The following is a 23,554-nucleotide window of genomic DNA, read 5'->3' as shown; positions in this document are numbered from 1 at the left end:
CGCGGGCCCGTGCCCGCGCGCGCGGCTCACACCTCGTGCAGCTTCACCCGGCGTCGCAGGTAGTTGATCAGGTCGATGCGGGTGACCAGCCCGACGAACTCGTCACCATCGGTCACGATCGGCACGAGCCCCGCGTCGAACATCGGAAGGAGATCCCGGATCGGCGTCCGCACGTCGACCGTCCGGAGCCGCGTCGTCATCGCGGCCTCGACCGATTGGCGGAAGCGCGTCACGTCGTCGACGGCCGCGAGGAGGAGGTCGGACTCGTCCAGGATGCCGATGATCTTGCCGTCCTCGAGGACGGGCAGCTGCGACACGTCGTAGAGCTTCATCCTCGCATAGGCCACGAGGAGCGCGTCCGACCGCTGCACCGTGACCACCGCCCTGTCGGCGTGGCGGCGCGTGATCACGTCGCGCAGATCCCCTGTCGGCGCGCGGTCGGTGAAGCCCTGATCGGCCATCCAGAAATCGTTGTACATCTTCGACAGGTACTTGTTGCCGCTGTCGCAGACGAGGGTGCAGACGCGCTTCGGCGACGACTGCTCGCGGCAATAGCGCAGGGCCGCCGCGAGCAGCGTCCCGGACGACGAGCCGGCGAGGATGCCCGTCCTGGAGAGGAGCAGCCGCGCCGTCTCCAGGCTCTCCCGGTCGGAGATCGTGTAAGCGCGCTTGACATGGGAGAGGTCGAGGATCGGAGGGAGGAAGTCCTCACCGATGCCCTCCACGAGCCACGAGCCCGCCTTGCCGAGCTTACCGGTCTTGACGTAGCCCGCCAGCACCGAGCCCTCCGGATCGGCGAGCACCATCTCGCAGCGCGGCTGCGCCTTGGCGAAGTAGCGCGAGAGCCCTGTCATGGTGCCGCCGGAGCCGACGCCGCACACCATCGCGTCGATCCTTCGATCGAGCTGCGCGTCGATCTCGGGGCCGGTCCCTGTCTCGTGGGCGAGCGCGTTCGCCGGGTTCTCGAACTGGTTCACGTAGAACGCGCCCTCCTCGCGCGCGATGCGGGCCGCGAGGTCCTGGTAATAGCTCGGGTGGCCCTTCTCGACGTCGGAGCGCGTCATCACCACCTGCGCGCCGAGCGCCTTCAGGTGGAACACCTTCTCCTGGCTCATCTTGTCCGGGATCACGAGCGTGAGCCGGTAGCCCTTCTGCGCCGCGACGAGCGCCAGGCCGAGCCCGGTGTTGCCCGCGGTCGCCTCGACCACATGGCGCCGCTCGCCCCCGAGCTGGCCGGCGCGCTCGGCCGCCTCGATCATCGACAGGCCGATGCGATCCTTGATGCTGCCGCCCGGGTTCTGGCTCTCCATCTTGAGGAAGAGCTCGCACGGGCCGGCGTCGAGCTGAGTCACCTGGATCATCGGGGTGTGCCCGATGAGAGCGACGATGTTCTTTGCAGGCGCAGGGGTCGGCATGGGCATTGGCATGACATCTCAACGGTCACACGACGCGCACCGTCTGTCGAGGTGTTCGACCGGGCATGACGCGCGTCAACCAACCCGCGCGCGCGTCGACATGGGCAGACGCGCGCGCGGGTTGGTTGACACGGGCAGACGCGCACGTGCGCGGGTTGACGCGGGCAGGCGCGCGTCGACAAGGGCAGCCTTGGAAAATGGATAAAGGTCCGCTAGGATGGACTGCTCCTTGCGAAACGCGCGAGGGGGCGCGCCAGATAAAGTAAATAGAGTTTACTCATGTCTCGACCGCTCACAGGGGCCGTGGCGCTCGTCACGGGGGCTAGCCGCGGCGTCGGCAAGGGAGTCGCGCTCGGGCTCGGCGAGGCCGGGGCCACGGTGTACGTGACCGGGCGGACGGTCGCGGAGGGCGAAGCGGCCATCCAGCTGCCCGGCACCATCGGTGGCACGGCCGACGAGGTGACGCGGCTCGGCGGGCGCGGGATCGCCGTCCGCTGCGACCACCGGGACGACGAGCAGACCCGGGCCGTCATCGAGCAGATCCGCGCCGAGCAGCACGGGCGGCTCGACGTGCTCGTCAACAACGTCTGGGGTGGCTACGAGCACTTCCACGATGGCACCGAGTTCTGGACGGAAGCCGGGTTCTGGGCTGCGCCGTTCTCCCGGTGGGACAAGATGTTCTCCGCGGGCGTGCGGGCCCACTACGTCGCGAGCGCGCTCTCGGCTCCGCTCATGATCGCGCGGGGTCGCGGGCTCATCGTGAACATCTCGTTCATCGCCGCCGAGAAGGACGACATGGGCGTGGCCTACGGCGCGGCCAAGGCCGCCTGTGACCGCATGGCCGGGGCGATGGCGCACGAGCTCAGGTCGCACGGCGTCGCGGCCGTCAGCCTGTACCCGGGCCTCGTGCGGACAGAGGGCGTGATGAAGCACGCGTCCTTCTTCGGCGAGCAGCTCAAGAACAGCGAGAGCCCCACCTTCATCGGCAGGGCCGTCGCCGCCCTGGCCGCCGATCCAGGCGTGATGCAGAAGAGCGGAGAGGTCCTGATCGCGGCCGAGCTGGCGAGGGAATACGGCTTCACCGACGTGGACGGCGCCCAGCCGAGGTCGATCCGGGAGGTCGACGCCGGCGGCGGCTCAGCGCGCTAGAGCGGGCCGGACCGCCTTCTGGAACGCGGCCGGGCCGAGCGCGTTCAGCACCTCGCCCCGGCGGAGGCCGCCTCGCCGCGCGGTCCCCACGCCGAACCGCAGGTTGTGGAGCGCGTTCGTCGAGTGTGCGTCCGTCGAGACCACGAAGCGGATACCGCGCTTGCGCGCCTCCTTGATCCACCGGGGCTCCATGTCGAGGCGGTACGGGTCCCCGTTCACCTCGACGGCGGCCCTCGACTCGGCCACGGCGTCGAGCACCTCCTCGACGCGGCACGCGAACGGCTCGCGCCGCTGGATGAGCCGGCCGAGCGCGTGCCCCCAGATCTTGAAGACCGGCAGCCGCATGGCGCTGACGAGCCTGCGCGTCATCTGGTCCGCGTCCATCTTCATGCGCGAGTGGATGCTCGCGATGACCACGTCGAGCTGCTCGAGGATCGCGTCCGGATAATCGAGCCTCCCCGATTCGAGGATATCCGACTCGGTGCCTCGGAGGAGCTTCACGCTCACGCGCTCCTGGACGCGGGCGATCTCGTCCCACTGCTGCTTCAGCCGGTCAAGGCCGACGCCGTTCGCGTAATGGGCGGCGGGCGAGTGATCGGTGATGGTGAGGTATTTCATCCCCATCGCCTCGGCCTCCAGGGCCATCTCCTCGATCGTGTTCTTGCCGTCCGAGTACACCGTGTGGCAGTGCACCATCCCCTGGATATCGCCCTCCTCGACGAGCTCGCCCGCGCGGCCCGCCCGCGCGGCGCGCTCGATGGCAGCGACGATGTCCTCCGCGCTCTCGCGGAGCTCGGGCGCGATGTACGGAATGCCGATGTGCTCGTAGAGGTCCTCTTCCGTCTTCACGGAGAGGCGTTTCTTGCCCCGCGAGAGCCCTCTCTCGTCGAGCGTGAGCCCCAGCTCGCGCGCGAGCGCGCCGAGCGCCGAGAGGTACTCGGGCGCCCCCGTCCGGTGGTGAAGCGCAGCGGCGTAGTCCCGGGGCGGCACGCAGAGGAGCTCGCCGCGCAGGCCGCCCGAGAGCCTTACCCTGCAACGCGCGTCGCCGCGCTCCTCGACCTCGGCGACCTGCGGGGACCGGACGAAGCAGTCGATCACCTGCGCGGCGTCGTCCGCCGCGGCCACGAGGTCGATGGCCGCCACCGTCTCTTCCCAGCGCCGGATCGAGCCCGCGAGATCGGCCTGCTCGGTCGCCTCGCAGCCGCGCACGTGGGCGAGGAGCGGCTCGGCCGCCTCGAGCGCGTCGACGAGGAGGACGCGCTCGTCGCGCGCCTCGTAGCGGGCTATCCCCTCGAGCAGGCTCGCCTCGGTCTTCGCCCCGAAGCCCTTCACCGCCCGGACCTTCCCGGCGAGACAGGCCCTCTTCAGCTCCTCCACGCTGCCGATGCCGAGCGCCTCGTGGAGCGCCTTCATCCGCTTGAGGCTCATGCCCGGCACCTGGGCGAGCTCCAGCACGCCGCTGGGCAGCTCGGCGCGGAGCTCCTCGAGCTGCCCGGAGCGCCCCGTCTGGTAGAGCTCGGCAATCTGGGCGGCGAGCGCCGGGCCGATGCCCTTGATGCCGGTGAGCTTCTTGCCCCTGACGAGCGCGCCGAGGTCGTCCGTGAGCTGCTCCAGCGCCTCGGCCCCCGTCTCGTAAGCGCGCGCTCTGAACGGGTTCTCCCCCTTGATCAGGAGGAGCGTGCCCGTCTCGCGGAGGGCGCGGGCGATGTCGAGCTTGTCGAGCATGGATGACGCAACTCTAGCACTCGCGGGCTGCCGGAGTTCATGCCGAACGGCGCCGTGCAGCGGGGCAGTTTGCCACAGCGTCACTGGCGGAGGCACCGGCGGTCGCGCCCGGCCGGGAGCACCGAAGTACACGGATTTGCAATAAAAGTTTCAAGCAGCTGTCGCGTCGCCGGCGATCGCCTCGGGCAGTGTGGGCGGCTTCAGCAAGGAGAACGTGACGTGAAGCTGCGCAGTCTCACCTGGATCGGCCTCGGCGCCGCGGCGCTGGCGCTTTCGGGGTGTTCCGACGATGGAGGCGAGGTACCGGATAGCGGCCAGAGGGGCGGCGCCATCCTGGGCTTCAGCGACGAGCCGGCCGGCGACCGCTGCGAGAACGGCGGCACCCGGGTCGACTCCGGACGTGATCTCAACGAAAACGGCCAGATCGATGAGGGAGAGGTCGAGGCGACGACCTACCTGTGCAACGGGCTCGACGGCAAGGCGGGAGCGGATGGCCCCAAGGGCGACCCTGGCGACGACGGCGCCAATGGTGCTGACGGCGCCAATGGTGCTGACGGCACCGACGGCGTTGACGGCACCGACGGCGTTGACGGCACCGACGGCGCTGATGGCACCGACGGCGCTGATGGCGACGACGCCCAGCAGGTGCTCATCGACATCGCGCCCGAGCCGAGCGGACCGAACTGCGCGAGTGGCGGGCAGAAGGTGACCAGCGGGCTCGACGCCGACGGCGATGGCGTGCTCGATGAAGGCGAGATCTCCGACACCGCCTATGTCTGCCACGGCGAGGACGGCGGGCGCGGCGTGGCGGGCTTCCAGCTCGTGGCCAAATACACGGCCCCTGGCGGGCCGATCGCCGAGATCGTGGCCGCCTCTCCGGACGGCAACGTGCTGGCTTACACGAGCAGCGTCACGCACACCGTGGGGTTCGTGGACATCTCCGACCCGAGCAGCCCTGCGCTCCTCGGCACGGTCGACATCGCCGGCACGGTGAGCAACGGCAACGGTGAGGCCACTGCCATCGCGATCACGCCGGATGGCCGGTACGCGATCGCGGCGGTGAAGGACACGACGGATCCGATCCACAACGCCGATCCCGGAGCCCTGGTCTTCATCGACCTCGTGACCCGGGAAATCGCTGGCTCGGTGGCGGTCGGCGTCGGCCCTGACAGCCTCAAGATCACGCCGGACGGCGCGCGGGTGGTTGTCGCCATCGAGGACGAGGAGAACGCCGACGACAACGCGGTCGCTCAGGCGCGCCCCGGTAGCGTCCAGATCATCACCATCAATGAGAGCGATCCCTCGGAGTCGACCGTGGCCACGATCGCGCTCACGCCCGCGGTCGGCAACATCCCGGGCGATCCGCAGCCGGAGTACGTCGACATCACCAGAGACGGCACGACGGCGATCGTGTCGCTGCAGGAGAACAACCTCATCGCGGTCATCGACCTCGCCTCCGCGACGGTCACCCGTTATATCGAGGCCGGCACTTCCACGCACGCCCGCGCCGATCTCGCGTCGAACGGGGAGATCGATCTCACCAGCTCGAGCTTCACCGGGCTGCTCGAGCCGGACTCGGTGTGTCTGCTCTCCGATGGCCGGCACTTCGTGAGCGCCAACGAGGGGGACACGCCGAACGACGCGTTCGCCGCAGGCCTGTGGTCGGGTGGCCGGGGCTTCGCTGTCTTCAACCTCGACGGCGACCGCGTGTACGACAGCGGCGACGCTGCCGAGCGGCTCGCGGTGCGCGCCGGCGCCTACCCGGAGGGGCGCTCCGGCGACCGCGGCATCGAGATCGAGGGCTGCGCGACCGGGGTGTTCGGAGGCACGGACTACGCCTTCTTCCTGGGCGAGCGCAACGCGTCGCTGCTCGTCGTCGACATGAGCACCCCGTCGGCGCCGGTGCTCAAGCAGCTACTCGGCGCCCCGATGCGGCCCGAAGGCGCGGTCGCGATTCCGTCGCGCAACCTCGTGGCTGTGAGCGGTGAAGGCGACGACGGGGTGGGCGGTGGCATCTGGCTGTACCGCTCGGTCACGGATCCGGCCGAGGTCGGCCATGGCGACGACGTCTACGAGGCGCGCTCGAGCGGGCCTGGCTTCAGCGCGCTCGGCGCCCTCGCGTACGAGCCGGCCACCGGCTTCCTGCTCGCGACGCCCGACAACGCCTTCGCGCGCCAGCGCATCTGGTCGTTCTGGCCCGACCACGGCGATCGGCGCATGCAGCTCGTCCGGGAGCTGATCCTGAAGGACGGCGCCGGCGCCGATCTCGTGGGCTACGATCCGGAGGGCATCGCGGTGAACCCCGAGGGGGGCTACATCCTCGCCAGCGAGGGCATCGCCGGCAACGGCGGCAGCACGACCTGCGTTGGCTCGGTGCTCAGCAACCGTATCCTGTTCTTCGACGAGCGCGGCCGCCTCGATTCCGGCTACGGCGACGGAGGCATCGTCGATCTCCCGTGCGGCGGCGATGCGAACGCGATCGACTGGTCGAGGGTGCGCGCCAACGGCTACGAGGGCATCGCTGTGGTCGACAGCACGCCGTCTGCCTCTGGCGGCCTCAAGGTCTATGTGGCCATGCAGCGGGCGCTCACGAACGAAGGCCAGAACACCCGTATCGGCGAGTACGACGTCGATACCGGCGCCTGGCGCTGGTACTTCTACCCGCTCGACGCGAACCCCGGCGGGGCCCGCGGCAACACGTTCCTGAGCGAGCTCATTCACGTGGGCGGCGACACGTTCGCGGTGGTCGAGCGCGACCAGGGCTGGGCAGGCGAGGCGGGGAACAAGACGATTCGCACCTTCACGCTCTCGAGCGGCACGCCGAACGACATCGCGGATCCGGTGGAGAAGACGCTCGCTTATGATCTGCTCGAGCATCCGTTCCGCTTCGATCAAGAGAAGATCGAAGGGCTCGCGCTCGGCGCCGACGGCCTGTGGGTCACGAACGACAACGACGGCGGCGAGGCGCTCAACTTCTTCCTGAGGCTCGACGCATCGGTGCTGGGCATCCAGGGCGGGGACGGGGAGCCGGAGGAGCCAGGCGATCCGGAAGAGCCGGAGGACCCGGGTGATCCGGAGGACCCGGGTGATCCTGGTGGAGATACCGTGGTCATCAACGAGGTGCGCTCGGCCGGAGAGGACTTCGTCGAGCTCTACAACCGCGGCGCCTCGGACGTCGACGTCAGCGGCTTCCGGCTCACGGACAACGATCCCTCGCACGAGCTCGTGCTCCCCGCTGGGGCGACGGTGCCCGCGGGGGGATACCTGCTGATCCGCGGAGAGAGCAGCGGTGAGCCCCTCAGGCTCACCTTCGGGCTCGGGTCGGCGGACTCGGCCATCCTGTACACGCCCGAGGGCGTCGTGGTCGACCAGCACACCTGGACTGGCCACGTCGACACGGCGGGCCGTTGCCCCGACGGGACAGGCGCGTTCGTCACGACGACGCCGGCGACCCCGGGCGCGGCCAACGGCTGCCCCTGAGGGCGGATCGCGGCGCCGGCCCCCCGCCGGCGCTGCTCAGGGCTGTCCCCGCATTTCCTCTCCTGTTTATTTCGCTGGTTTCCTGGCGCCCTTGGCGTCATCGCGGCTCGCCTTGGCGGCTGTTTTCTCTGGTTTAGCGCGCGCTGGCCGCCACCTTTGCCGGCGTCACGCCGAGGACGCGGCGCATGCACCTCGCCATGTGGCTCTGGTGCGCAAACCCGGCCTCGATCGCCACCTGGCTGGCGGGCAGGTCGCCGCGCAGGAGCAGCGCCTTCGCGCGCTCCACCCGGCGCTGGATCACGTACTCGTGGACCGGCACGCCGGTCGACCGCTTGAACAGCGTCTTGAGGTGGGACGCGCTGACCCCGGCGACGCCGGCCAGCCGATCGAGCGACAGGTCGTGATCGAGGTGCTCCTCGATGTACGCCGTCACGCGCCGTAGCTGCGGCGCAGACAGCCCTCGCCGCAGGCGGCCCGGCGCCTTGTAACGGCCGAGCAGGTGCGCGGCGAGCGCGACGCCGAGGCTCTCCCTGTAGAGAAGCCCGGTCGGATCGCCGGCCCTGCGCTCGGCGTCGAGCGCCCAGGCGATGTGCTCGATCTGCGGGTCCCTGATCTGGTGGCGCGGCTCCAGGCCGGCTTTGTCGGGATCGAGCCCCATGTCCGCTGCGACCCGGCGCAGCAGCGAAGGGGACAGCGACAGGATGAGCGAGGTGCCCGCGTCGTCCTCCTGCCAGACGTCCGAGGCTCCGGCGGGGATCAGGTCCACGTCGCCGCGCGTGTAGACGAACCGATCGGCGCGGCAGGCCCCGCGTACCGGCGCGCCCGCATGGATCTTCACCCGATGATCCTGCGAGGCATCGAGCGCGATCACGCCCGGTTGGGTCGAGTGAACGCCGACATGTACCCCGACGTACGGGCGCGGCGCGCCCGCGGACGGCTCCAGTCGGATGGGAGTTCGGGTCTGTCCGATGACCTGCATCCCCGCCAGTATCCACCGCCGCCGAGCGGCGCGCCACGGGGCGGCTCCGCGCTCGCCGCCGTCCGAACGTGCTCTCCGGGCGTCCGATCGTGCGCGACGGCCCGGGTCGCAGGCCCCCACCTTGGCCGGCACGAAGGCGCGCCCGTCATCGGCAGACGGGCCGCAAACGAAGGAGCTCACATGCGTGAAGTCACGGTCATCGGTCTGGGTCTCATGGGCACCGCGCTCGCTCGGGAATTGCTCCGCAGCGGCGCTCGCGTCACCGTCTGGAACCGCTCGATCGCGAAGGCCGCGCCGCTCGTCGCGGAGGGAGCGGTGCTGGCCCCGAGCGCTGCCGCAGCGGCGCAGGCGAGCGGGATCGTGATCACCTGCATCACCGACTACCGCGCGACGTACGGCGTGCTGGAGGGGCGCGACGTGGTCTCTTCCCTCGCCGGCAAGGTGCTCGTCCAGCTCAGCACGGGCAGCCCCGAGGACGCGCGTACCCTCGAAGCGTGGGCGAAGCAGCGCGGCATCGACTACCTCGACGGCGCCATCCTGGCCACCCCGAGCCAGATGGGGAAGCCGGAGAGCAGCATCCTCGTCTCGGGCTCGGGCTCGGCTTACGAGAAGAGCAAGTCGCTGCTCGAGAGCACGGCCGGGACCGTGAGCTACCTCGGGGAGAAGGTCGGCTGGGCGGCGGCCATGGACCTGGCGTTCCTATCGCACCTGTTCGCGGGGCTCCTCGGCTTCTACCACGGCGCCCGCATCTGCGAGGCCGAAGGGATCCGCGTGGCCGACTTCGGGGCCATGGCCGCCGTCGTCGCTCCGGCCATCGGTGGGATGGTCAAGCACGACGCGGACTCCATCCAGTCCGGAGCGTACGAGGCAGAGGAGGCCACGCTGGAGATCTGCGCGCAGGCCGTCGAGCTCATCCAGCGGCACGCGCGGGAAGCGAGGATCAACGCCGAGCTCCCGGCGTTCGCCGCGGCGCTCTTCAGGAAGGGAGTCGCCGCGGGCCACGGGGCGGAGTCGCCCGCCGCGCTCATCAAGGTGTTTCGCGAGAGCGCTTGAAGGTGGCGATCCGCGCGCACGCGGGCAGAGGAGCCCCGAGGCGCGCCTCGTCAGAACTTGTAGTAGCCCAGGTAGTTGTCGCTCCAGGTGTGCGGGTCCTGGGGTTCGTAGAAGCGCACCGACCGGATGTTCGCGTCGGCGAACGCGCCGCCGGTGGACCAGTACAGGAACAGGCGCGCCGCATCGGGGACGCAGAGGTAGTTGTCGCCCCAGTGGGTCGTCCACGGCTCGGCCGTCTCGTTGATCCGATAGCACCTCATCCCGGCGATGGCCTCGTCGTAGCTCCACCGAAAGCCGATGTTGTCGGTCGAGCAGAGGTAGTTGTTGCCCCAGCCCCCTCCGATGTCCGAGGGTTCGATGATCTGCGTGCAATACTTCCCGTAGATCGGCCCGTTGCTGGAAAAGACGATGCCGGCGTCCAGGGACGGAGGCACCGGCTCCCCACCCTCGTCGCCCCCCGTGCCGGGCCCGCCCTCCTCACCCCCGCCAGGGGGCTCGGCCTCTCCGGGGCCGGGAGGATCCCAGTCGCCACCGCCCTCCCAGCAGTCGAACTCGATCCATTGCCCGGACTCGAAGTAAGAGCAGGTCTGGTCCAATCGCTCCTCGGCGCGGCCGACCTGCTCGTCATGCGCGCCATCCTCCCAGGCCGGCTCCGCCGTGTCGACGGCGCAGCCGGAGAAGAGAGCGCTCGCGGTGAGCAGCGGGAAGAGGGCGAAATGTTTCTTCATCATGGCGTAGTCCTTTCGACAGGTCTCGCTGTCGGGAAGTACTATGCGCATCGCCTAGATCGGTTTCGCTCCCCGCAATAGGTTCGTCCCCGGACGGAGCCGAGCCCGCCAGGGCGCGCTCGCCCGAGCCCTCCGCGGCGCTGCTGGCGAGGGCCGCGCGGAGGGTTCACGGCCCTGGCAGGTCGCGCGCGCACATCGCCGATACATAGTAGTGGCGGCCATTGGTCTCGTAGGGTGCGCGGTAGGTCGTCGTCTGCCGGTATCCGGCGGCGACGAAGCTCCCGCCGTGCGTGACGCGCAGGGCAGCGTGGTTGTCCAACCGGGAGCAATCGGCGCACGGCACGAGCGGGCGGTCGTCGTCGGCGGCGTCGCGCGTGACCTTGTAGGCCTCGCCGGCGAGATCGAGCTGGCCCCAGCGCCCCGCTCCCCTGGGAAAGGAGCCGACGGGCGCGAGATCGTCGGTCGTGCAGTGGATGAGGCTCCACGGGGGAAACGCGTCCTCGCAGGGCAGCGACGTCGAGCCTTCGCCCTGGCAGCAGTAGGCCGCGTCGTCGGAGGTGATGGGGGAAGAGCCCCACGGATACAGCCGTTGCTCGTCGCCGCCGGCGGCGGCGTAGTTCATCTCGGCCTGGGTCGGCAGGCGCCCGCCGTCCCAGGCGCAGAACGCGAACAGCTCGAGCCATGTCGCGCACACGATGGGTTTGTCCTCGTTCGCGGCCGGAGCGTCGGTCCACGTCGGCCAGCCGTAAGGATCGCAGACGAGCGCCCGCTTCATCGCAGCCGTGGTCGCCGGGAGCATCGTGTTCCAGGCCGGGTCCCACCCGCTGTCCGGGATCTTCGGGTGCGCCCCTGCGCCGGCCGGTGGCGGGCTCGCCTGGGTGGGGCCGCCGGTCTCTTCCAGGTAGCGGCGAAACCGCCCGACGGTGACCATGTACTTGTCGAGGTGGAAGCTGCTCACGCTCGCCGGATACCGCGGATCGTTGAGCCGGTTGAACGTCCCGCCGGGCACGAGCAGGCTGGCGCAGCAGTCGTCATCGTGGCCGAGTCCGCAGCCGTTGTCGGCGCCGGGCGTGACGCTCGCGCAGCTGGGCGGAAGCGCCTGCGCGCGGTCGCGCCCTGCGTGAACGGAAGCATCCGCGTCCTCCTCCGCAGCGCCACCGCTGTACGCGTGGGTCGATCCCAGGAGCGCCGCGAGGGTACAGAGGGCCAGGAGGGCCGCGAGCGGCTGTCGAGGCGGTCGCGTGGCCATTTGGGGGGTTAGGTGCGAGCGCCGCCGCTTCGGTTGTGCGACATGGCGTCGCGGCGCGGGCGATTCCTGTCCTGCACCGATCCGGATGAGCTGGCTCGCCCATGCGGGAGATGGGTCGCACCCATCTCGCGGTGGACGTGCCTCCAGGACTTCCCTGGTGCCGAGCCTCCCTTGCCCCTCAACTCGGGGATCGCCTCATCAAGGGGGGCAAAGTCGCTCAAGCCGAGCTCCGCGACCTTGCGCGCGGCGCGCTTGTAGTGGTGGATCTGGCCGCTCGACCTATGCCCGGTTCGGTCGGAGATCCACGTCTCCGTGCGGCCGTTCGCGAGCTTGATGGTGATGAAGGTGGCACGCGTATCGTGCAGGCGGATGTTCAGTCTTGAATCCGTGGTCTCGAACAACTCAGGCCGAGTAAGTCCCGCGCGTCGAAGGTGGTCCCTGAAGCGCGCCGCCCCGTTCTGCCCCGGCAAAGAGTTGCAGCCCCACTTTCCTACGAAGATGCGTACCTTGTCCGGGCAGACCTCGCGCCACTGACGGAGCGCGCGTACCACGTCGGGTGAGAGCGCCCAAGCCCGGGGATCGTCGGTCTTGTTCTCGTCGAGAACCACTGCACCGCGATCGAGATCTACGTCCGACCATTCCAGCTGTCCGGCCTCGTCGGCTCGCATTCCCTCGCGAATGAGGAAGCCGTAATCGATCCGGAAGCATTTTAGCCTGCCTCGATAAAGATCCGGGCGGCGAATCGCCTTCACATGGTCCGGATACTGCTCAGCCAGCTTTCCCGAAACAACCCGCTCGGCGAACTCGGCGAAGGTGGTTTCCCCGGAAGCGGAAGGCATCCTACCGTATAGCTGTACCCTACTGGCTCTACCTGCCCGGCCCCCGTTTTCTGCACACCCCTTGAATACGCCCGCGCTGCCCGGGTTTCACCGAGCATCGTCCACGGCGGCACGCCGGGGATCCATGCTTGACGTCCGCCGCTCTCCTCCCAATGGACGCGCTGCCCAGCGCTCCCTCAAGGAGGTCCTGTTGAGCTCCACATTCGCGGAGGACGCGTACCCTTCACCCGATGAGCGCGCTCGGTTGCGCGAGAGCCTCACACGATCGCTGCCCGAGATCCCGCCCGTCTACTTCTACGACGATCTCGGGAGCGAGCTGTTCGAGCGGATCACCCATCTCGGGGTCTACTACCCGACGCGCACGGAGATCGGCATCCTCGAGCAGCGCGCCGGAGACATCCTGCGCGCCGTCCGGCCGCGGCGCCTCGTCGAGCTGGGCAGCGGCGCGGGCCGCAAGATCCGCATCCTGCTCGACGCCTGGCGGTGGGTGGGCGGCGGCGAGACGTGCACGATGCTGGACGTGAACGGGCTCTTCCTGGAGACGTCGATCAGCCGCCTCCGCACCGACTACCCGGAGTACACGTTCCGCGGCATGATCGGTGATTTCACCACCGACCTGCCGCGGCTCGGCCGGGGCGGGGGGCGCCTCGTGGTCTTCCTCGCGGGCACCATCGGCAACCTCTACCCCGACGAGCGGCGCGCCTTCTTCCGCGAGGTCGCGCGCGTCATGGAGCCGTCGGACGCGCTCCTCGTCGGCGCCGATCTGGTCAAGGATACGGCCCGGCTGGAGGCCGCGTACGACGATCCGGATGGCGTGACGGCGGCCTTCAACCGCAACGCGCTCCGCGTGATCAACCGGCGCTTCGGGGCGAATTTCGCGCCCGACGCGTTCGCGCACCGCGCCTTCTACGACGAGGCGCGGGCGTGGATCGAGATGCGCCTCGTGGCCACGCGGCGGATGCGCGTGCAGATTCCGGCGCTCGATCTGCGGCTCGATCTCGAGCGCGGCGCCGAGATCCGCACCGAGGTGAGCTGCAAGTTCACGCGCGACTCGCTCCAGGCCTCGGCCCGGGCCGGAGGGCTCGTGGTGTCTTCGTGGCACACCGATCCCAACCAGCTCTTCGCGCTGGCCCTGCTCCGGCCGAGCGACGCGTGACGGAGGCCTCGTTCGAGGCGCTCCTCGCCGCCGCGTGGCGCCGCAGCGACGATCTCTTCGCGCTCATCCCGGAGGCGTCGATGGGGCGCCGGCCCATCGCGCTGCGACACCCCTTCTCGTTCTACCTGGGGCACCTCCCGGCCTTCGCGTGGAACCAGATCGGCCGAGGCGTCCTCGGGCTCGGGCCCATGCGGAGCGATTTCGACGTGCTGTTCGAGCGCGGGATCGATCCGGCCGACGAGGACGGCGCCCGCGCCGCGTCGAGGGACGCGTGGCCGGCGATCGCCGAGGTGATCGCGTACCGCGACGAGGTCCGCCGCGCCGTGCGGGCGCGCATCCCCGACGTGCTGGCGCGCGCCGAGGACGTGCTCGGCGCGCGGGGGCGGATCCTCCAGCTCGTGATCGAGCACGAGCGGATGCACCACGAGACCCTGATGTACATGCTCCAGGAGCACGGCGCCGCGCGGCGCCCCGACGGCGCGCCCGCGTTCGTGGGCGGCGGGGGGCGCGCGGCCGAGCCCCGGCACGTCCCGGCAGGCCGCGTGGTGATCGGCGCGGACTTCGAGGCGATCCCGTTCGGCTGGGACAACGAGTTCGGGCGCGCGGAGATCGATGTCCCGGGCTTCACCATCGACTCGTTGCCGGTGCGGAACGGCGATTACCTGGCCTTCCTCGAGGCGATGGAAGACGGCGCGCGGGCCGCGCTGACGCCCCGTACGTTCGTGCGCCGCGGAGGCGGGCTGGCGGTGAAGACGATCTTCGGACCGGTCTCCTTCGAGGTCGCGTCGGGCTGGCCGGCGCAGGTCTCGGGCGAGCAGGCGCGCGCCTATGCGGTCTGGCGCGGTGGGCGCCTGGCGACCGAGGCCGAGCTGCGCCGCGCCGCGTTCGGCGAGCCGAGCGGCGGTGTGCGCGCGCGTCCGTGGGGGCACGCGCCGGGCGAGCCGCGTCATGGCCAATTCGGCTTTCGCGGATGGTCGCCGGTGCCGACGGGCAGCCACCCGGACGGCGCCAGCGCGTTCGGCGTCGAGGAGCTGGTGGGCAATGGCTGGGAGTGGACGTGCACGCCCTTCGCGCCCTTGCCCGGCTTCGTCGCGTACGCCCGCACGTACCCCGGGTACTCGGCGGATTTCTTCGACGGGGAGCACGACGTCGTCTTCGGCGCCTCGTGGGCGACCGACGAGGGGTTCCTGCGGCCGAGCTTCCGCAACTGGTATCGCCGGGACTATCCCTATGTCTTTTCGAGCTTCCGGGTCGTACGCGAGGAGCCACGCTCTCGGCGGCGATGATCGAGCTCGATCAGGTGACCAAGCGCTACGATGGAATCGCCGCTGTCGACAGCGTCTCCCTGCGCGTCGAGCCGGGCGAGCTGGTGGTCCTGCTGGGCGGGTCGGGATCGGGGAAGACCACGACGCTGAAGATGACGAACCGGCTCATCGAGCCGAGCTCGGGTCGCATCCGCGTCGAGGGCGAGGACGTGACCACCGTGCCGCCGCACGCGCTCCGGCGCCGCATCGGCTACGTGTTCCAGCGGCTCGGGCTCTTCCCACACCTGACGGTCGCCGAGAACGTGGGCATCACGCCGGCGCTCCTCGGCTGGGACGCGAGGCGCATCCGTGGTCGGGTGGACACGCTGCTGGAGCTGGTCGAGCTGGATCCAGCCGAGGTCCGCGATCGGCGGCCCGACGCGCTCTCCGGCGGCCAGGCGCAGCGCGTGGCCGTGGCGCGGGCGCTGGCGGCCGAGCCGGGCGTGCTGCTGCTCGACGAGCCGTTCGGCGCGCTCGATCCGATCACGCGCGAGCGCCTCCAGCGATCGTTCGCGCGGGTGCGCCGGAGCCTGGGGTTCTCGGCGATCTTCGTCACGCATGACGTCGTCGAGGCGCTGCTCCTCGGCGATCGCGTGGGCGTCATGCGCGGCGGGCGCCTCCTGCAGCTCGCGCCCGGCCGCGAGCTGGTGCGCGCGCCGGCCGACGACTACGTGGCCGATCTGGTGCGCGGCCCGCTCGAGCAGGCGCGCGCCTTCGCGTCGCTGATCGCGGGCGCGCCCGCGCGAACGATCGCTGGAGGAGACGCTTCGTGAAGGAGCAGCTCGCCCTCCTCCCGCGCTACCTCGCCGCCCACCTTGGGCTCACGCTGGTCGCCCTGGCGCTGGGCGTGGCCGTGAGCGTCCCGCTGGGCGTGCTGGTCACGCGATCGCGCCGCCTGGAGGGGCCGGTGCTGGGCGTGGCGAGCGTCGTCCAGACCATCCCGAGCCTGGCGCTCCTGGCCTTCATGGTGCCCGTGCTTGCGGCCCTGGGCGCGCGCAGCATCGGTTACCTGCCGGCGCTGATCGGCCTCTTCCTCTACAGCCTCTTGCCGGTCCTCAGGAACACGGCGGCCGGCCTCTCGGGCCTCGATCCGGCGGTGATCGAGGCCGCGCGCGGCGTGGGGATGACGCCCCGCGAGCAGCTCCGCCGCGTCGAGCTGCCGCTGGCGCTCCCGGTGATCGTGGCCGGCGTGCGCACGGCGGCGGTGCTGACGGTGGGCACCGCCACGCTCTCCACGCCGGTCGGGGCGCCGAGCCTTGGTGACTACATCTTCAGCGGGCTGCAGACGCGCAACTACACGGCCGTGCTGATCGGCTGTGTGGCCTCGGCCGGCCTCGCGCTGGTGCTGGACGGCCTGGTGCGTGGCCTGCTCGCCGGCGTCACGCGCCACAGCCGGCGCCTCGTGCTGCTGTGTCTCGGCGGCTTCGCCGGGCTCGCGGTCTTCGCGGCCACCCCGGTCGTGCGCGCCCTCCTCGCGCGCGATCAGGTGTCCATCACCGTCGGCGCCAAGACCTTCACCGAGCAGTACATCCTCGCCGGCATCGTCGCCGGGAGGATCGAGCGCGTCGCCGGCGTGCCGGCGCGGACGCTGGGATCGCTCGGATCGACGGTGGTGTTCGACGCGCTGAAGAACGGCGAGATCGACGTCTACGTCGACTACTCGGGCACCCTCTGGGCGAACGTCCTGAGACGGAGCACGGAAGGCGCGGACCGCGCGTCGGTGCTGGCCACGGTGGAGAGGGAGCTGCTCGATCGGTACAACGTCCACGTGGCCGCCGCGCTCGGGTTCGAGAACACCTACGCGCTCGCCATGCGGCGGGCCGAGGCCGAGCGGCTGGGGATCCGGCGCATCAGCGATCTCGGGGCGCGCGCGCGATCGCTGCGGGTGGGGGGCGACTACGAGATCTTCCAGCGGCCGGAGTGGCGCGCCATCGAGCGCGTGTACGGCCTCGCGTTCCGCGAGGCGCGGAGCATGGATCCGTCGCTGCTCTACGAGGCGCTGCGGGCGGAGCAGGTGGACGTGATCACCGCCTTCTCGACCGACGGGCGGATCAGCGTCGACGATCTGGTGCTGCTGGAGGACGATCGCCGGGCCATCCCGCCGTACGACGCGCTCGTGCTGGTGAGCGATCGGCTCGCGCGCACCCGCCCGGACGTGCTGGAGGCGCTGCGCGGGCTGTCGGGGACGATCGACGCGCAGAAGATGCGCCAGATGAACGCGGCCGTGGACGAGAAGAAGGGCTCGCCGGCCGCGGTGGCCGCCCGTTTCCTCGATGAATTGCGGCGCTGAATTCTTCTGCGCTGGGCCCCCCGCGGGCCGGCCGTTGGGATTACCGCGACGTAGCACCAAGCGGAAGGCATCCTGCCATTAGCTGTACCCTACTGAGCTCGTCCAAACGGCCGCTGTCGCGGTCCGCGGCGCGTCGTTGACGGCAGCGCCCGATCTTGTTCCGCGTCCACGCCGTGTGGCCCATGCGTGCAGGAAGATTTCCTGTATCGATGGAGCTGCTGCCGGATCGCTCGTCGTCGAGGTCAGAAGGTGGCGCACGTGACGGTGATGTCGCCGTTGGCGTCCGCGCTGCACTGGAGGACATCGAGGCACTCATTCGACTGGTCGACGCACTCATTGCAGCTGGCACTGCCGCAGCCCTGGGGCAGGTCGCGACACTCGTGCCGGGTGAACCCGCAGCCGTCGGGATGGTTCACAATACATATTTGAGACGCCTTCTCGCAGAACAGTTCGCCGCACGCGAAGTGCCCTTGAGGCGCGGGCCCACAGTTTCCGAGGCTCGAAGTGCCCACGCCGGCGGAGTCCGCGAGACACGCGTTGTCGTAGACCTTGCCGTCGCAGCCGCAGACAGGTGGACCGCCCAGGCCGCTGCATGAAACGGGCACAGCACAGTAGCCCTCCGTCGGGCAGTGGGCATCGGGCGGGCTCGTCCCGCACGCATGGTCGCCGAAGAGGCAATGCGACCCCGGCTCGCAAGGCCCATTCATCCCGCACGCCTCGCCAGCTGCCTCCGAGCCGGAGCTCCCGCTGGCGCCGGCGGTCGACGTGGAGTTCGGGGTATCCTCGCCAGTTGCCTCCGAGCCGGAGCTCCCGCTGGCGCCGGCGGTCGACGTGGAGCTCGGGGTATCCGCAACGGTGGCAGAGCCGCACGCCGCAAGCAGTGCGGCCGTCAGCAGCGCGACGGTGACAGCAGCCCATGATCTTCGCATCGATGATTGGTGTGGCATACGTTCGACCCAAGCAAAGCCCGCGCCAGGCGCGTTGTGCCCCGATCTCCGTTGTTTCTCCATCTGGCGCGCGAGGCTCGTGTCGCCTTGTGCCGAAGTGGCCATGGCACCCCCCGAGTGCCTCCGGAGGTGTCCACCCCCTCCCGAGGCACCCCGTAGCGTACGACCAAGAGGACGCCGGTTCTCACGTGGCACCGTGACCTGACTGGCATTCCGCGGTCGATTCGCATCTCCGGTAGGTCGTGGCCCATGTACGCCGGTAGACTACCAGGGCTCCACCCTCGACCAGGGGCGCCGCGGCTTCGCTTTCGGCGTGCGCCCATCGACCGAGGCGCGATGCACGCGTGGGTCATGTCACGCGCGATTCGTGACATGTCACGCTGCGAGCCGTGACATGTCACGCTGCGAGCCGTGACATGCGACGTTGCAGTCCGTTACATGTCACAGAGAAATGGGCCACATTTCACGGCGGGCGGCTGATTTTGCCGGCGCGTGGAACGCGACATCTCGAGACATCGAGCGCCCTCTGCCCCTGGCACACGGCGTGCGTTGACCGCTCCAAGCGGACCTAGGACACCGATCACGTTGATCGAGCGAGAAATGAACCGCCAAGACACCAAGGACGCCAAGATAATTCTCCGTTCTTGGCGTCCTTGGCGGTTCGAAATTCTGCGCTTTTCAGGCAGTTTCAACCCGTTTGTCGCTCTAGCAGCGTCGAGCTCTCGAGCTCGGCATCACGATGCGCCTGACCGCGAATCGACGCGGGTGGGCTTCTTTGTCTCGGAGAGAAGAAAATGCGATTGAGAAGCACTTGGATGATGATGCCGCTCATGCTCATGATCGGGGCCTGCATCGGCGTGAACGAGGACGACCAGCCCGCGCTCGATCCCGCGATCGAGACCAAGAGCGCCGGGCAGGCGCTCATGTCGCCCCTCGATCGACGGCGGATCCCGATTCGCGCCATTGCCCAGGCCGATAGCGATTGCGAAACGAGGCCGGCCCCGCTCTGCGGCACGACGTGCTCCGGGCATGACGGCGAACTGAATGATACGCGCTTGCAGCAGGGCATCGCGATCGCCAACGAGATCTACGCCGCGGCCGGCGTGGAGTTCTACCTGCGGAGCTTCACGCGCGTGGAATCCCCGGCCCTCTGGTGCTCCGAGACCACGGCGCACACGTGGGCGGATGTGAAGAGCACGATCATGGCCGGCTTCCCGGAGGTCCCGGCGAACGCCTGGCCCGACACGACCGTGAAAGGCACGAAGCCGGCCGGGGCCTCGTTCACGAACGACTGGTGGCACGCGACAGCCGCGACCTACGCGCCCGATGACGAGATCGTCATGGTCATCAACGGAAGGCACCCCAGCAACCTGAACGCAGCCGACTTCCCGCACGTCGGGAGGATCGGCTTCATGATTCCGGGGAGCCTGGACGACGCGGCTCTGGCGCACGAGCTCGGGCATTATGTGGGGCTGGCCCACGTGTTCCAGGCGGCAGGCGGCCAGGATCCCGACACGGGCCTCACCTGGAAGAAGGCCGATCGCTACGATCTCATGTTCAGGTCCACGACGAGTGGTCCGGTCTTTTTCGGCAGCAAGGCCGCGGCGACGCCTTTCGAGAGCAGCCTCGCGTTGATCAGTCCATCCTGCACCTACGAGGACATCACGGTCTGCGACGTGAGCTGTACGCTCGCAGGAGATACCTTCGTCCCGGGTGACCCGGAGCTCGACGGCGTGGCGCGCCTGTATCCGGACGGCGTCGTCGGGTTGAACGTCATGGATTACCAGTCGGTCAACGTATGCAATCGGCGGCACATCTCCGATTCCCAGGCCCACATGATCTGGTCGTTCCTGAACCGCGAGCCGCCCATCACGACGCAGTTCATCGAGCGCGTGGGCACGCTGCCGACCGGATACACGAAGCCGCTCATCACCGCCCGCCCCCGCCTCGGCCTCGTCCGTGGCACATGGTCGACCGCGCGTAACTTCTGCCGCGCCGCGGACGAGCACCTCTACTCGGGCGACTTCAACGGCGATGGCCGCATGGATCTGCTCTGCAACCAGGACGACGGCGACATGTTCGTCGATCTCGCCAACACGAACGGCGAATTTTGGGTCTCCGACTGGTCCCTCTCGGCTCGCAACTTCTGCCGCGCCGCGGACGAGCACCTGTACGTCGGCGATTTCAACGGCGATGGCCGCGACGATCTGCTCTGCAACCAGGACGACGGCGATATGTTCGTCGATCTCGCCAGCACGAGCGGCGAGTTCTTGGGCTCCGACTGGTCCCTCTCGGCTCGCAACTTCTGCCGCACCGCGAGCGAGCACCTGTACGTCGGCGATTTCAACGGCGATGGCCGCGACGATCTGCTCTGCAACCAGGACGACGGTGACATATTCGTCGATCTCGCCAGCACGAGCGGCGAGTTCTTGGGCTCCGACTGGTCCCTCTCGGGTCGCAACTTCTGCAACGGGGCCGGCAAGAAGCTCTACGTGGGCGACTTCAACGGCGATGGCCGTGATGATGCGCTCTGCAACCAGACCAACGGCGCCATGGCCGTCGACCTGGCGAATACGAGCGGCCAGTTCTGGAGCAGCGAGTGGAGCCTCGCCACGCGCAACTTCTGCACGGGCTCGAACGCCACGCTCTACGTCGGCGACTTCAACAACGACGGCCGGAGCGACCTCATGTGCCGCGATGGTGTGTCGGGAAAGACCGAGATCGATCTCTCGGACGCCAGCGGCCAGTTCTTGACGGCCGAGTGGCGCGGCGACCTCGACGGCTGGTGCACCGGCGCCACGATCAAGGACGTTCACGTCGGCAATGCCGACGGGCAGTTCGGCTCGGATATCGTGTGCAACGAAACCGACGGCACGCTGAACGTGGCGAAGGTGCGGATGGAGTGATCGCTCGATCCCCTGTCCGGCTAGGACGACAACCGGTCCATCTCGCGCGCTGCGCGCGGCCGAGCTCGCCGACTTCGGCATGGTCGGCATCGGCTGGGTGTTCGAGCAGTTTCGCGCGGGCGCGCTCGACGCCGACGACGAGGTCGCGCTGACCCACCTCGCGGCCGACCACGGCTATCGCCATGTCTCGGAGGCGCTGGTCGACATCCGCGCCACGCTCGACGCGGCGGTCGCCGCCGGCGCGTGCACCCGCGCGGCGGCCGATCGGCTGGTCGCGCTCGCGAAGCAGCGGTTCTATCCCGACCGCCGGTGGCCCGAGCTGCTCGCCGAGGCGCGCGCCACCGGCTGCGACGTCGCCGCGCTCGAGCGCTGGCTGCCCGGCGGCCGCGTCGACCAGAAGCGCCGCGATGCGCTTGCGCTCGTCGACGCGATGCAGGCCGCGCGCGCCGCCGGCGCCGCACCGAAGCGCGTCGACTACGCGTTCGAGCGCACCGCGCAGCAGTTCCGCCGCGAGCACGGCCTGTACACCGCCGCCGAGACCCGGGCGTGGCTCGCCGAGCAAGAGCTCGACCCGGCCGCGTTCCTCGAGCTGATGCGCCGCGAGGCGGTCGTGCGCTGCGCGCAGGCCGCGACCGAGCCCGAGCTCGATCACCACCTCGCCGATCAGCTGCGCGCGATGAGCTGCTACGGGCGCGTGCGCCGGAGGCGCGGTGCGGAGTGAGCCGGTCGAGCGCCGACGCTCCAGCTGGTTGGCCGGGCAGGCGCGTGAGGTCCATCGACATCCGCTGGCCGAGCGGCACGGCGTGGAGCCGGATGACGACCGACTCGGCGCGGCGCAGCGATAGCCGCTGGTTCGCGTCGGCGTCGCCCTCCGGATCGGTCCGGCGCCGTGATGCAGCGGCCGATCTCCGACGGCGTGAACGTCGCCGGACGGTGGCGGAACGGGTTGACGAGCTCGAGTTATCTCGTCACGGCGGACGCGCGCAAACACCTATTCGTTGGGCCCGAGTTGCGTCCATGCCTTCCAAACGGGTGCGATCGGTGGTTTGGTGCCCCCAGATTCCGGACGAAGCGACGGATCTCGACGGTTCGCCACCGCAAATTCGTTCCTCCAACAAAACACGGGTCGCACCCGTCTCCCGCTGGACATGCCTCGCTGGTGGCCGACTTCGAAGAAGACTGGCCTCGTTCGACTCCTGGCCTCGCATGCGGGGCTGGAAGCCTTGGCGCTGCGGCTTCGGGAGTGGCGATGATGAGGCCCGCGCCATCCAGCAGCCGTTGTTCTCGCCGCCTGCGGCGGCGTAGTTCATCTCGGCCTGGGTCGGCAGGCGCCCGCCGTACCACGCGCAGGACGCGAACAGCTCGAGCCATGTCGCGCACACGATGGGTTTGTCCTCGTTCGCGGCCGGAGCGTCGGTCCACGTCGGCCAGCCGTAAGGATCGCAGACGAGCGCCCGCTTCATCGCGGCCGTGGATGGCCTTCGCGGACCCGCCGTATCGGGCGGCGCCGATCCCGGCGTCACCGCGCCTCGCCGCCTGGGTTGAAGTCAGCGCATGACGGGCACTTGGACGCCGCGCAGGCTAGCTCGGGGCACGACGTCGGGCAGCTCGGGTCGTCCGGGTCGCATTTGATGAGCTGCCAAGTCAAGTAGCTCATATCCTTTAGATCTGCTGGGCACACGTTGACGTCGAACGCATGCGACGCCACCATGGTGAGCGTGTGGCAGCCCGCCGTCACGGAGGACGAGCCCAAGAACCAGCGCCTCACGAAGGGGCGCTGCCCTTCATGCATCGTGCCCGCCTCGATGGCCTCGAACGGGTAGTCGCGGTCCCGGTAGGGCTGCCCGGCTGAATTGCGCGTGCCGTAATCGAGGTAGAGCGCGATCTCGACATCCACGCTGTTGTCCTCGGAGAGCACGGCAGCACCAAAGTCCAGGAAGACGTCTTCCTCATGAATGTAGACGACCTGCAGCTGGCTGGGAGATGCCGCAGACGCGATCAGGTACGGCGCCGTCTGCGGAGGCGGCTCGTGTTGGGGCTGCGAGAGGTCGAGGCAGCCCGACGCGAGCAGCGCGACGGTCGCCAGCGCGGCCGAGGAGAGAGCGCGCACCACCGACGCCGCAGCGCGCATGGGTGGACCGAAGGACGGGGCAGACATGGTCGGATGATCAACCGGCTACCAGAACCATTCTACAAGGGGGCGGGCCGCCTCGGTACGCGGAAATTTGCGCGAGGGCGCCGACCTTTCAGCCGGCTCGGTTCGGGTCCCCGAGCGTCGACCCGGCTTGGGTGTTGGGCAGGAATCCGACGGGCGGCTCTCTCTCACCCTCGCTT

General features: G+C 69.5%; 18 protein-coding genes. 9 read left to right on the top strand and 9 right to left on the bottom strand.

The window, feature by feature from the left end; all coding sequences use genetic code 11:
- Positions 1 to 26: 26 nt before the first annotated feature.
- A complete protein-coding gene (locus WME79_RS47700; protein WP_437529301.1) occupies positions 27 to 1,421 on the bottom strand; it encodes a pyridoxal-phosphate dependent enzyme in 1,395 nt (464 codons plus the stop codon).
- Positions 1,422 to 1,694: 273 nt separating this feature from the next.
- Here WME79_RS47700 and WME79_RS47695 point away from each other — a divergent pair, with 273 nt between their 5' ends.
- Positions 1,695 to 2,564, top strand: coding sequence for an SDR family NAD(P)-dependent oxidoreductase (locus WME79_RS47695; RefSeq protein WP_437529298.1), 870 nt, complete (start codon positions 1,695 to 1,697; stop codon positions 2,562 to 2,564).
- On the opposite strand, the gene WME79_RS47690 is transcribed toward WME79_RS47695, so the two are convergent.
- A complete protein-coding gene (locus WME79_RS47690) occupies positions 2,553 to 4,289 on the bottom strand; it encodes a helix-hairpin-helix domain-containing protein (RefSeq protein WP_437529295.1) in 1,737 nt (578 codons plus the stop codon). The genes WME79_RS47695 and WME79_RS47690 overlap by 12 nt on opposite strands.
- A 219-nt stretch (positions 4,290 to 4,508) precedes the next feature.
- On the opposite strand from WME79_RS47690, the gene WME79_RS47685 reads away from it, so the two are divergent.
- Entirely contained in the window at positions 4,509 to 7,769 is a 3,261-nt protein-coding gene (locus tag WME79_RS47685; protein ID WP_437529292.1) for an esterase-like activity of phytase family protein, read from the top strand.
- Between the two features lie 133 nt (positions 7,770 to 7,902).
- On the opposite strand, the gene WME79_RS47680 is transcribed toward WME79_RS47685, so the two are convergent.
- Positions 7,903 to 8,607 (bottom strand): helix-turn-helix domain-containing protein, encoded by a 705-nt coding sequence (locus tag WME79_RS47680; protein ID WP_437529290.1) that lies wholly within the window; start codon positions 8,605 to 8,607, stop codon positions 7,903 to 7,905.
- 321 nt (positions 8,608 to 8,928) lie between these two features.
- Between WME79_RS47680 and WME79_RS47675 the strand changes: the two genes are divergently transcribed.
- Complete coding sequence (locus WME79_RS47675; RefSeq protein WP_437529287.1) at positions 8,929 to 9,801, top strand: NAD(P)-dependent oxidoreductase; 873 nt, start codon at positions 8,929 to 8,931, stop codon at positions 9,799 to 9,801.
- A 50-nt stretch (positions 9,802 to 9,851) separates the two neighbouring features.
- Here WME79_RS47675 and WME79_RS47670 read toward each other — a convergent pair whose 3' ends face one another.
- The 3 genes from WME79_RS47670 to WME79_RS47660 all read right to left on the bottom strand — a co-directional run bounded on the left by WME79_RS47670 (position 9,852) and on the right by WME79_RS47660 (position 12,617).
- Positions 9,852 to 10,532 carry a hypothetical protein gene (locus WME79_RS47670; RefSeq protein ID WP_437529285.1) on the bottom strand — a complete coding sequence of 227 codons (681 nt, stop codon included), beginning with the start codon at positions 10,530 to 10,532 and terminating at the stop codon, positions 9,852 to 9,854.
- A gap of 163 nt (positions 10,533 to 10,695) precedes the next feature.
- On the bottom strand, positions 10,696 to 11,778 hold the full coding sequence (locus WME79_RS47665) for a formylglycine-generating enzyme family protein (RefSeq protein WP_437529282.1): 1,083 nt from the start codon (positions 11,776 to 11,778) through the stop codon (positions 10,696 to 10,698).
- An 8-nt stretch (positions 11,779 to 11,786) separates the two neighbouring features.
- On the bottom strand, positions 11,787 to 12,617 hold the full coding sequence (locus WME79_RS47660) for a tyrosine-type recombinase/integrase (protein WP_437529279.1): 831 nt from the start codon (positions 12,615 to 12,617) through the stop codon (positions 11,787 to 11,789).
- Between the two features lie 190 nt (positions 12,618 to 12,807).
- On the opposite strand from WME79_RS47660, the gene egtD reads away from it, so the two are divergent.
- From egtD to WME79_RS47640, 4 genes are read left to right on the top strand one after another with little or no spacing between them, the layout of a single operon-like run.
- Positions 12,808 to 13,773 carry an L-histidine N(alpha)-methyltransferase gene (gene egtD / locus WME79_RS47655; RefSeq protein WP_437529276.1) on the top strand — a complete coding sequence of 322 codons (966 nt, stop codon included), beginning with the start codon at positions 12,808 to 12,810 and terminating at the stop codon, positions 13,771 to 13,773.
- On the top strand, positions 13,770 to 15,059 hold the full coding sequence (locus WME79_RS47650) for an SUMF1/EgtB/PvdO family nonheme iron enzyme (RefSeq protein ID WP_437529274.1): 1,290 nt from the start codon (positions 13,770 to 13,772) through the stop codon (positions 15,057 to 15,059). Before egtD ends, WME79_RS47650 begins: the two co-directional genes overlap by 4 nt.
- Positions 15,056 to 15,850, top strand: a complete 795-nt coding sequence (locus tag WME79_RS47645; protein WP_437529271.1) for an ATP-binding cassette domain-containing protein — start codon at positions 15,056 to 15,058, stop codon at positions 15,848 to 15,850. The genes WME79_RS47650 and WME79_RS47645 overlap by 4 nt, the downstream gene beginning before the upstream one ends.
- Positions 15,847 to 17,367, top strand: coding sequence for a glycine betaine ABC transporter substrate-binding protein (locus WME79_RS47640; RefSeq protein WP_437529268.1), 1,521 nt, complete (start codon positions 15,847 to 15,849; stop codon positions 17,365 to 17,367). The genes WME79_RS47645 and WME79_RS47640 overlap by 4 nt, the downstream gene beginning before the upstream one ends.
- Positions 17,368 to 17,609: 242 nt before the next feature.
- Here the strand turns inward: WME79_RS47640 and WME79_RS47635 are convergent, their stop codons facing one another.
- On the bottom strand, positions 17,610 to 17,783 hold the full coding sequence (locus WME79_RS47635; protein WP_437529265.1) for a hypothetical protein: 174 nt from the start codon (positions 17,781 to 17,783) through the stop codon (positions 17,610 to 17,612).
- Between the two features lie 1,346 nt (positions 17,784 to 19,129).
- Between WME79_RS47635 and WME79_RS47630 the strand changes: the two genes are divergently transcribed.
- Both WME79_RS47630 and WME79_RS47625 read left to right on the top strand, forming a co-directional pair.
- Positions 19,130 to 21,220 (top strand): FG-GAP-like repeat-containing protein, encoded by a 2,091-nt coding sequence (locus WME79_RS47630; protein ID WP_437529262.1) that lies wholly within the window; start codon positions 19,130 to 19,132, stop codon positions 21,218 to 21,220.
- A 7-nt stretch (positions 21,221 to 21,227) separates the two neighbouring features.
- Positions 21,228 to 21,941, top strand: a complete 714-nt coding sequence (locus WME79_RS47625; RefSeq protein ID WP_437540082.1) for a TfuA-like protein — start codon at positions 21,228 to 21,230, stop codon at positions 21,939 to 21,941.
- 247 nt (positions 21,942 to 22,188) lie between these two features.
- Here WME79_RS47625 and WME79_RS47620 read toward each other — a convergent pair whose 3' ends face one another.
- Together WME79_RS47620 and WME79_RS47615 are read right to left on the bottom strand one after the other, a co-directional pair.
- Positions 22,189 to 22,683 carry an SUMF1/EgtB/PvdO family nonheme iron enzyme gene (locus WME79_RS47620; protein WP_437529260.1) on the bottom strand — a complete coding sequence of 165 codons (495 nt, stop codon included), beginning with the start codon at positions 22,681 to 22,683 and terminating at the stop codon, positions 22,189 to 22,191.
- A 56-nt stretch (positions 22,684 to 22,739) separates the two neighbouring features.
- Positions 22,740 to 23,378 (bottom strand): hypothetical protein, encoded by a 639-nt coding sequence (locus tag WME79_RS47615; protein WP_437529258.1) that lies wholly within the window; start codon positions 23,376 to 23,378, stop codon positions 22,740 to 22,742.
- Between the last annotated feature and the right edge of the window lie 176 nt (positions 23,379 to 23,554).

Source organism: Sorangium sp. So ce726, assembly GCF_051521405.1.
In the GTDB taxonomy this organism is placed as follows: Bacteria; Myxococcota_A; Polyangia; order Polyangiales; family Polyangiaceae; genus Sorangium.
The sequence above is the reverse complement of the archived record's forward strand: the minus strand, read 5'-3'. Positions and strand labels throughout refer to the sequence as shown.

Coding starts and splice junctions, on each gene's coding strand:
- WME79_RS47620 (WP_437529260.1), bottom strand. CDS start 22,683: ATGAAGCGGGCGCTCGTCTGCGATCCTTACGGCTGGCCGACGTGGACC.
- WME79_RS47675 (WP_437529287.1), top strand. CDS start 8,929: ATGCGTGAAGTCACGGTCATCGGTCTGGGTCTCATGGGCACCGCGCTC.
- WME79_RS47630 (WP_437529262.1), top strand. CDS start 19,130: ATGATGATGCCGCTCATGCTCATGATCGGGGCCTGCATCGGCGTGAAC.
- WME79_RS47645 (WP_437529271.1), top strand. CDS start 15,056: ATGATCGAGCTCGATCAGGTGACCAAGCGCTACGATGGAATCGCCGCT.
- WME79_RS47615 (WP_437529258.1), bottom strand. CDS start 23,378: ATGTCTGCCCCGTCCTTCGGTCCACCCATGCGCGCTGCGGCGTCGGTG.
- WME79_RS47700 (WP_437529301.1), bottom strand. CDS start 1,421: ATGCCCATGCCGACCCCTGCGCCTGCAAAGAACATCGTCGCTCTCATC.
- WME79_RS47695 (WP_437529298.1), top strand. CDS start 1,695: ATGTCTCGACCGCTCACAGGGGCCGTGGCGCTCGTCACGGGGGCTAGC.
- WME79_RS47660 (WP_437529279.1), bottom strand. CDS start 12,617: ATGCCTTCCGCTTCCGGGGAAACCACCTTCGCCGAGTTCGCCGAGCGG.
- WME79_RS47665 (WP_437529282.1), bottom strand. CDS start 11,778: ATGGCCACGCGACCGCCTCGACAGCCGCTCGCGGCCCTCCTGGCCCTC.
- WME79_RS47670 (WP_437529285.1), bottom strand. CDS start 10,532: ATGATGAAGAAACATTTCGCCCTCTTCCCGCTGCTCACCGCGAGCGCT.
- WME79_RS47690 (WP_437529295.1), bottom strand. CDS start 4,289: ATGCTCGACAAGCTCGACATCGCCCGCGCCCTCCGCGAGACGGGCACG.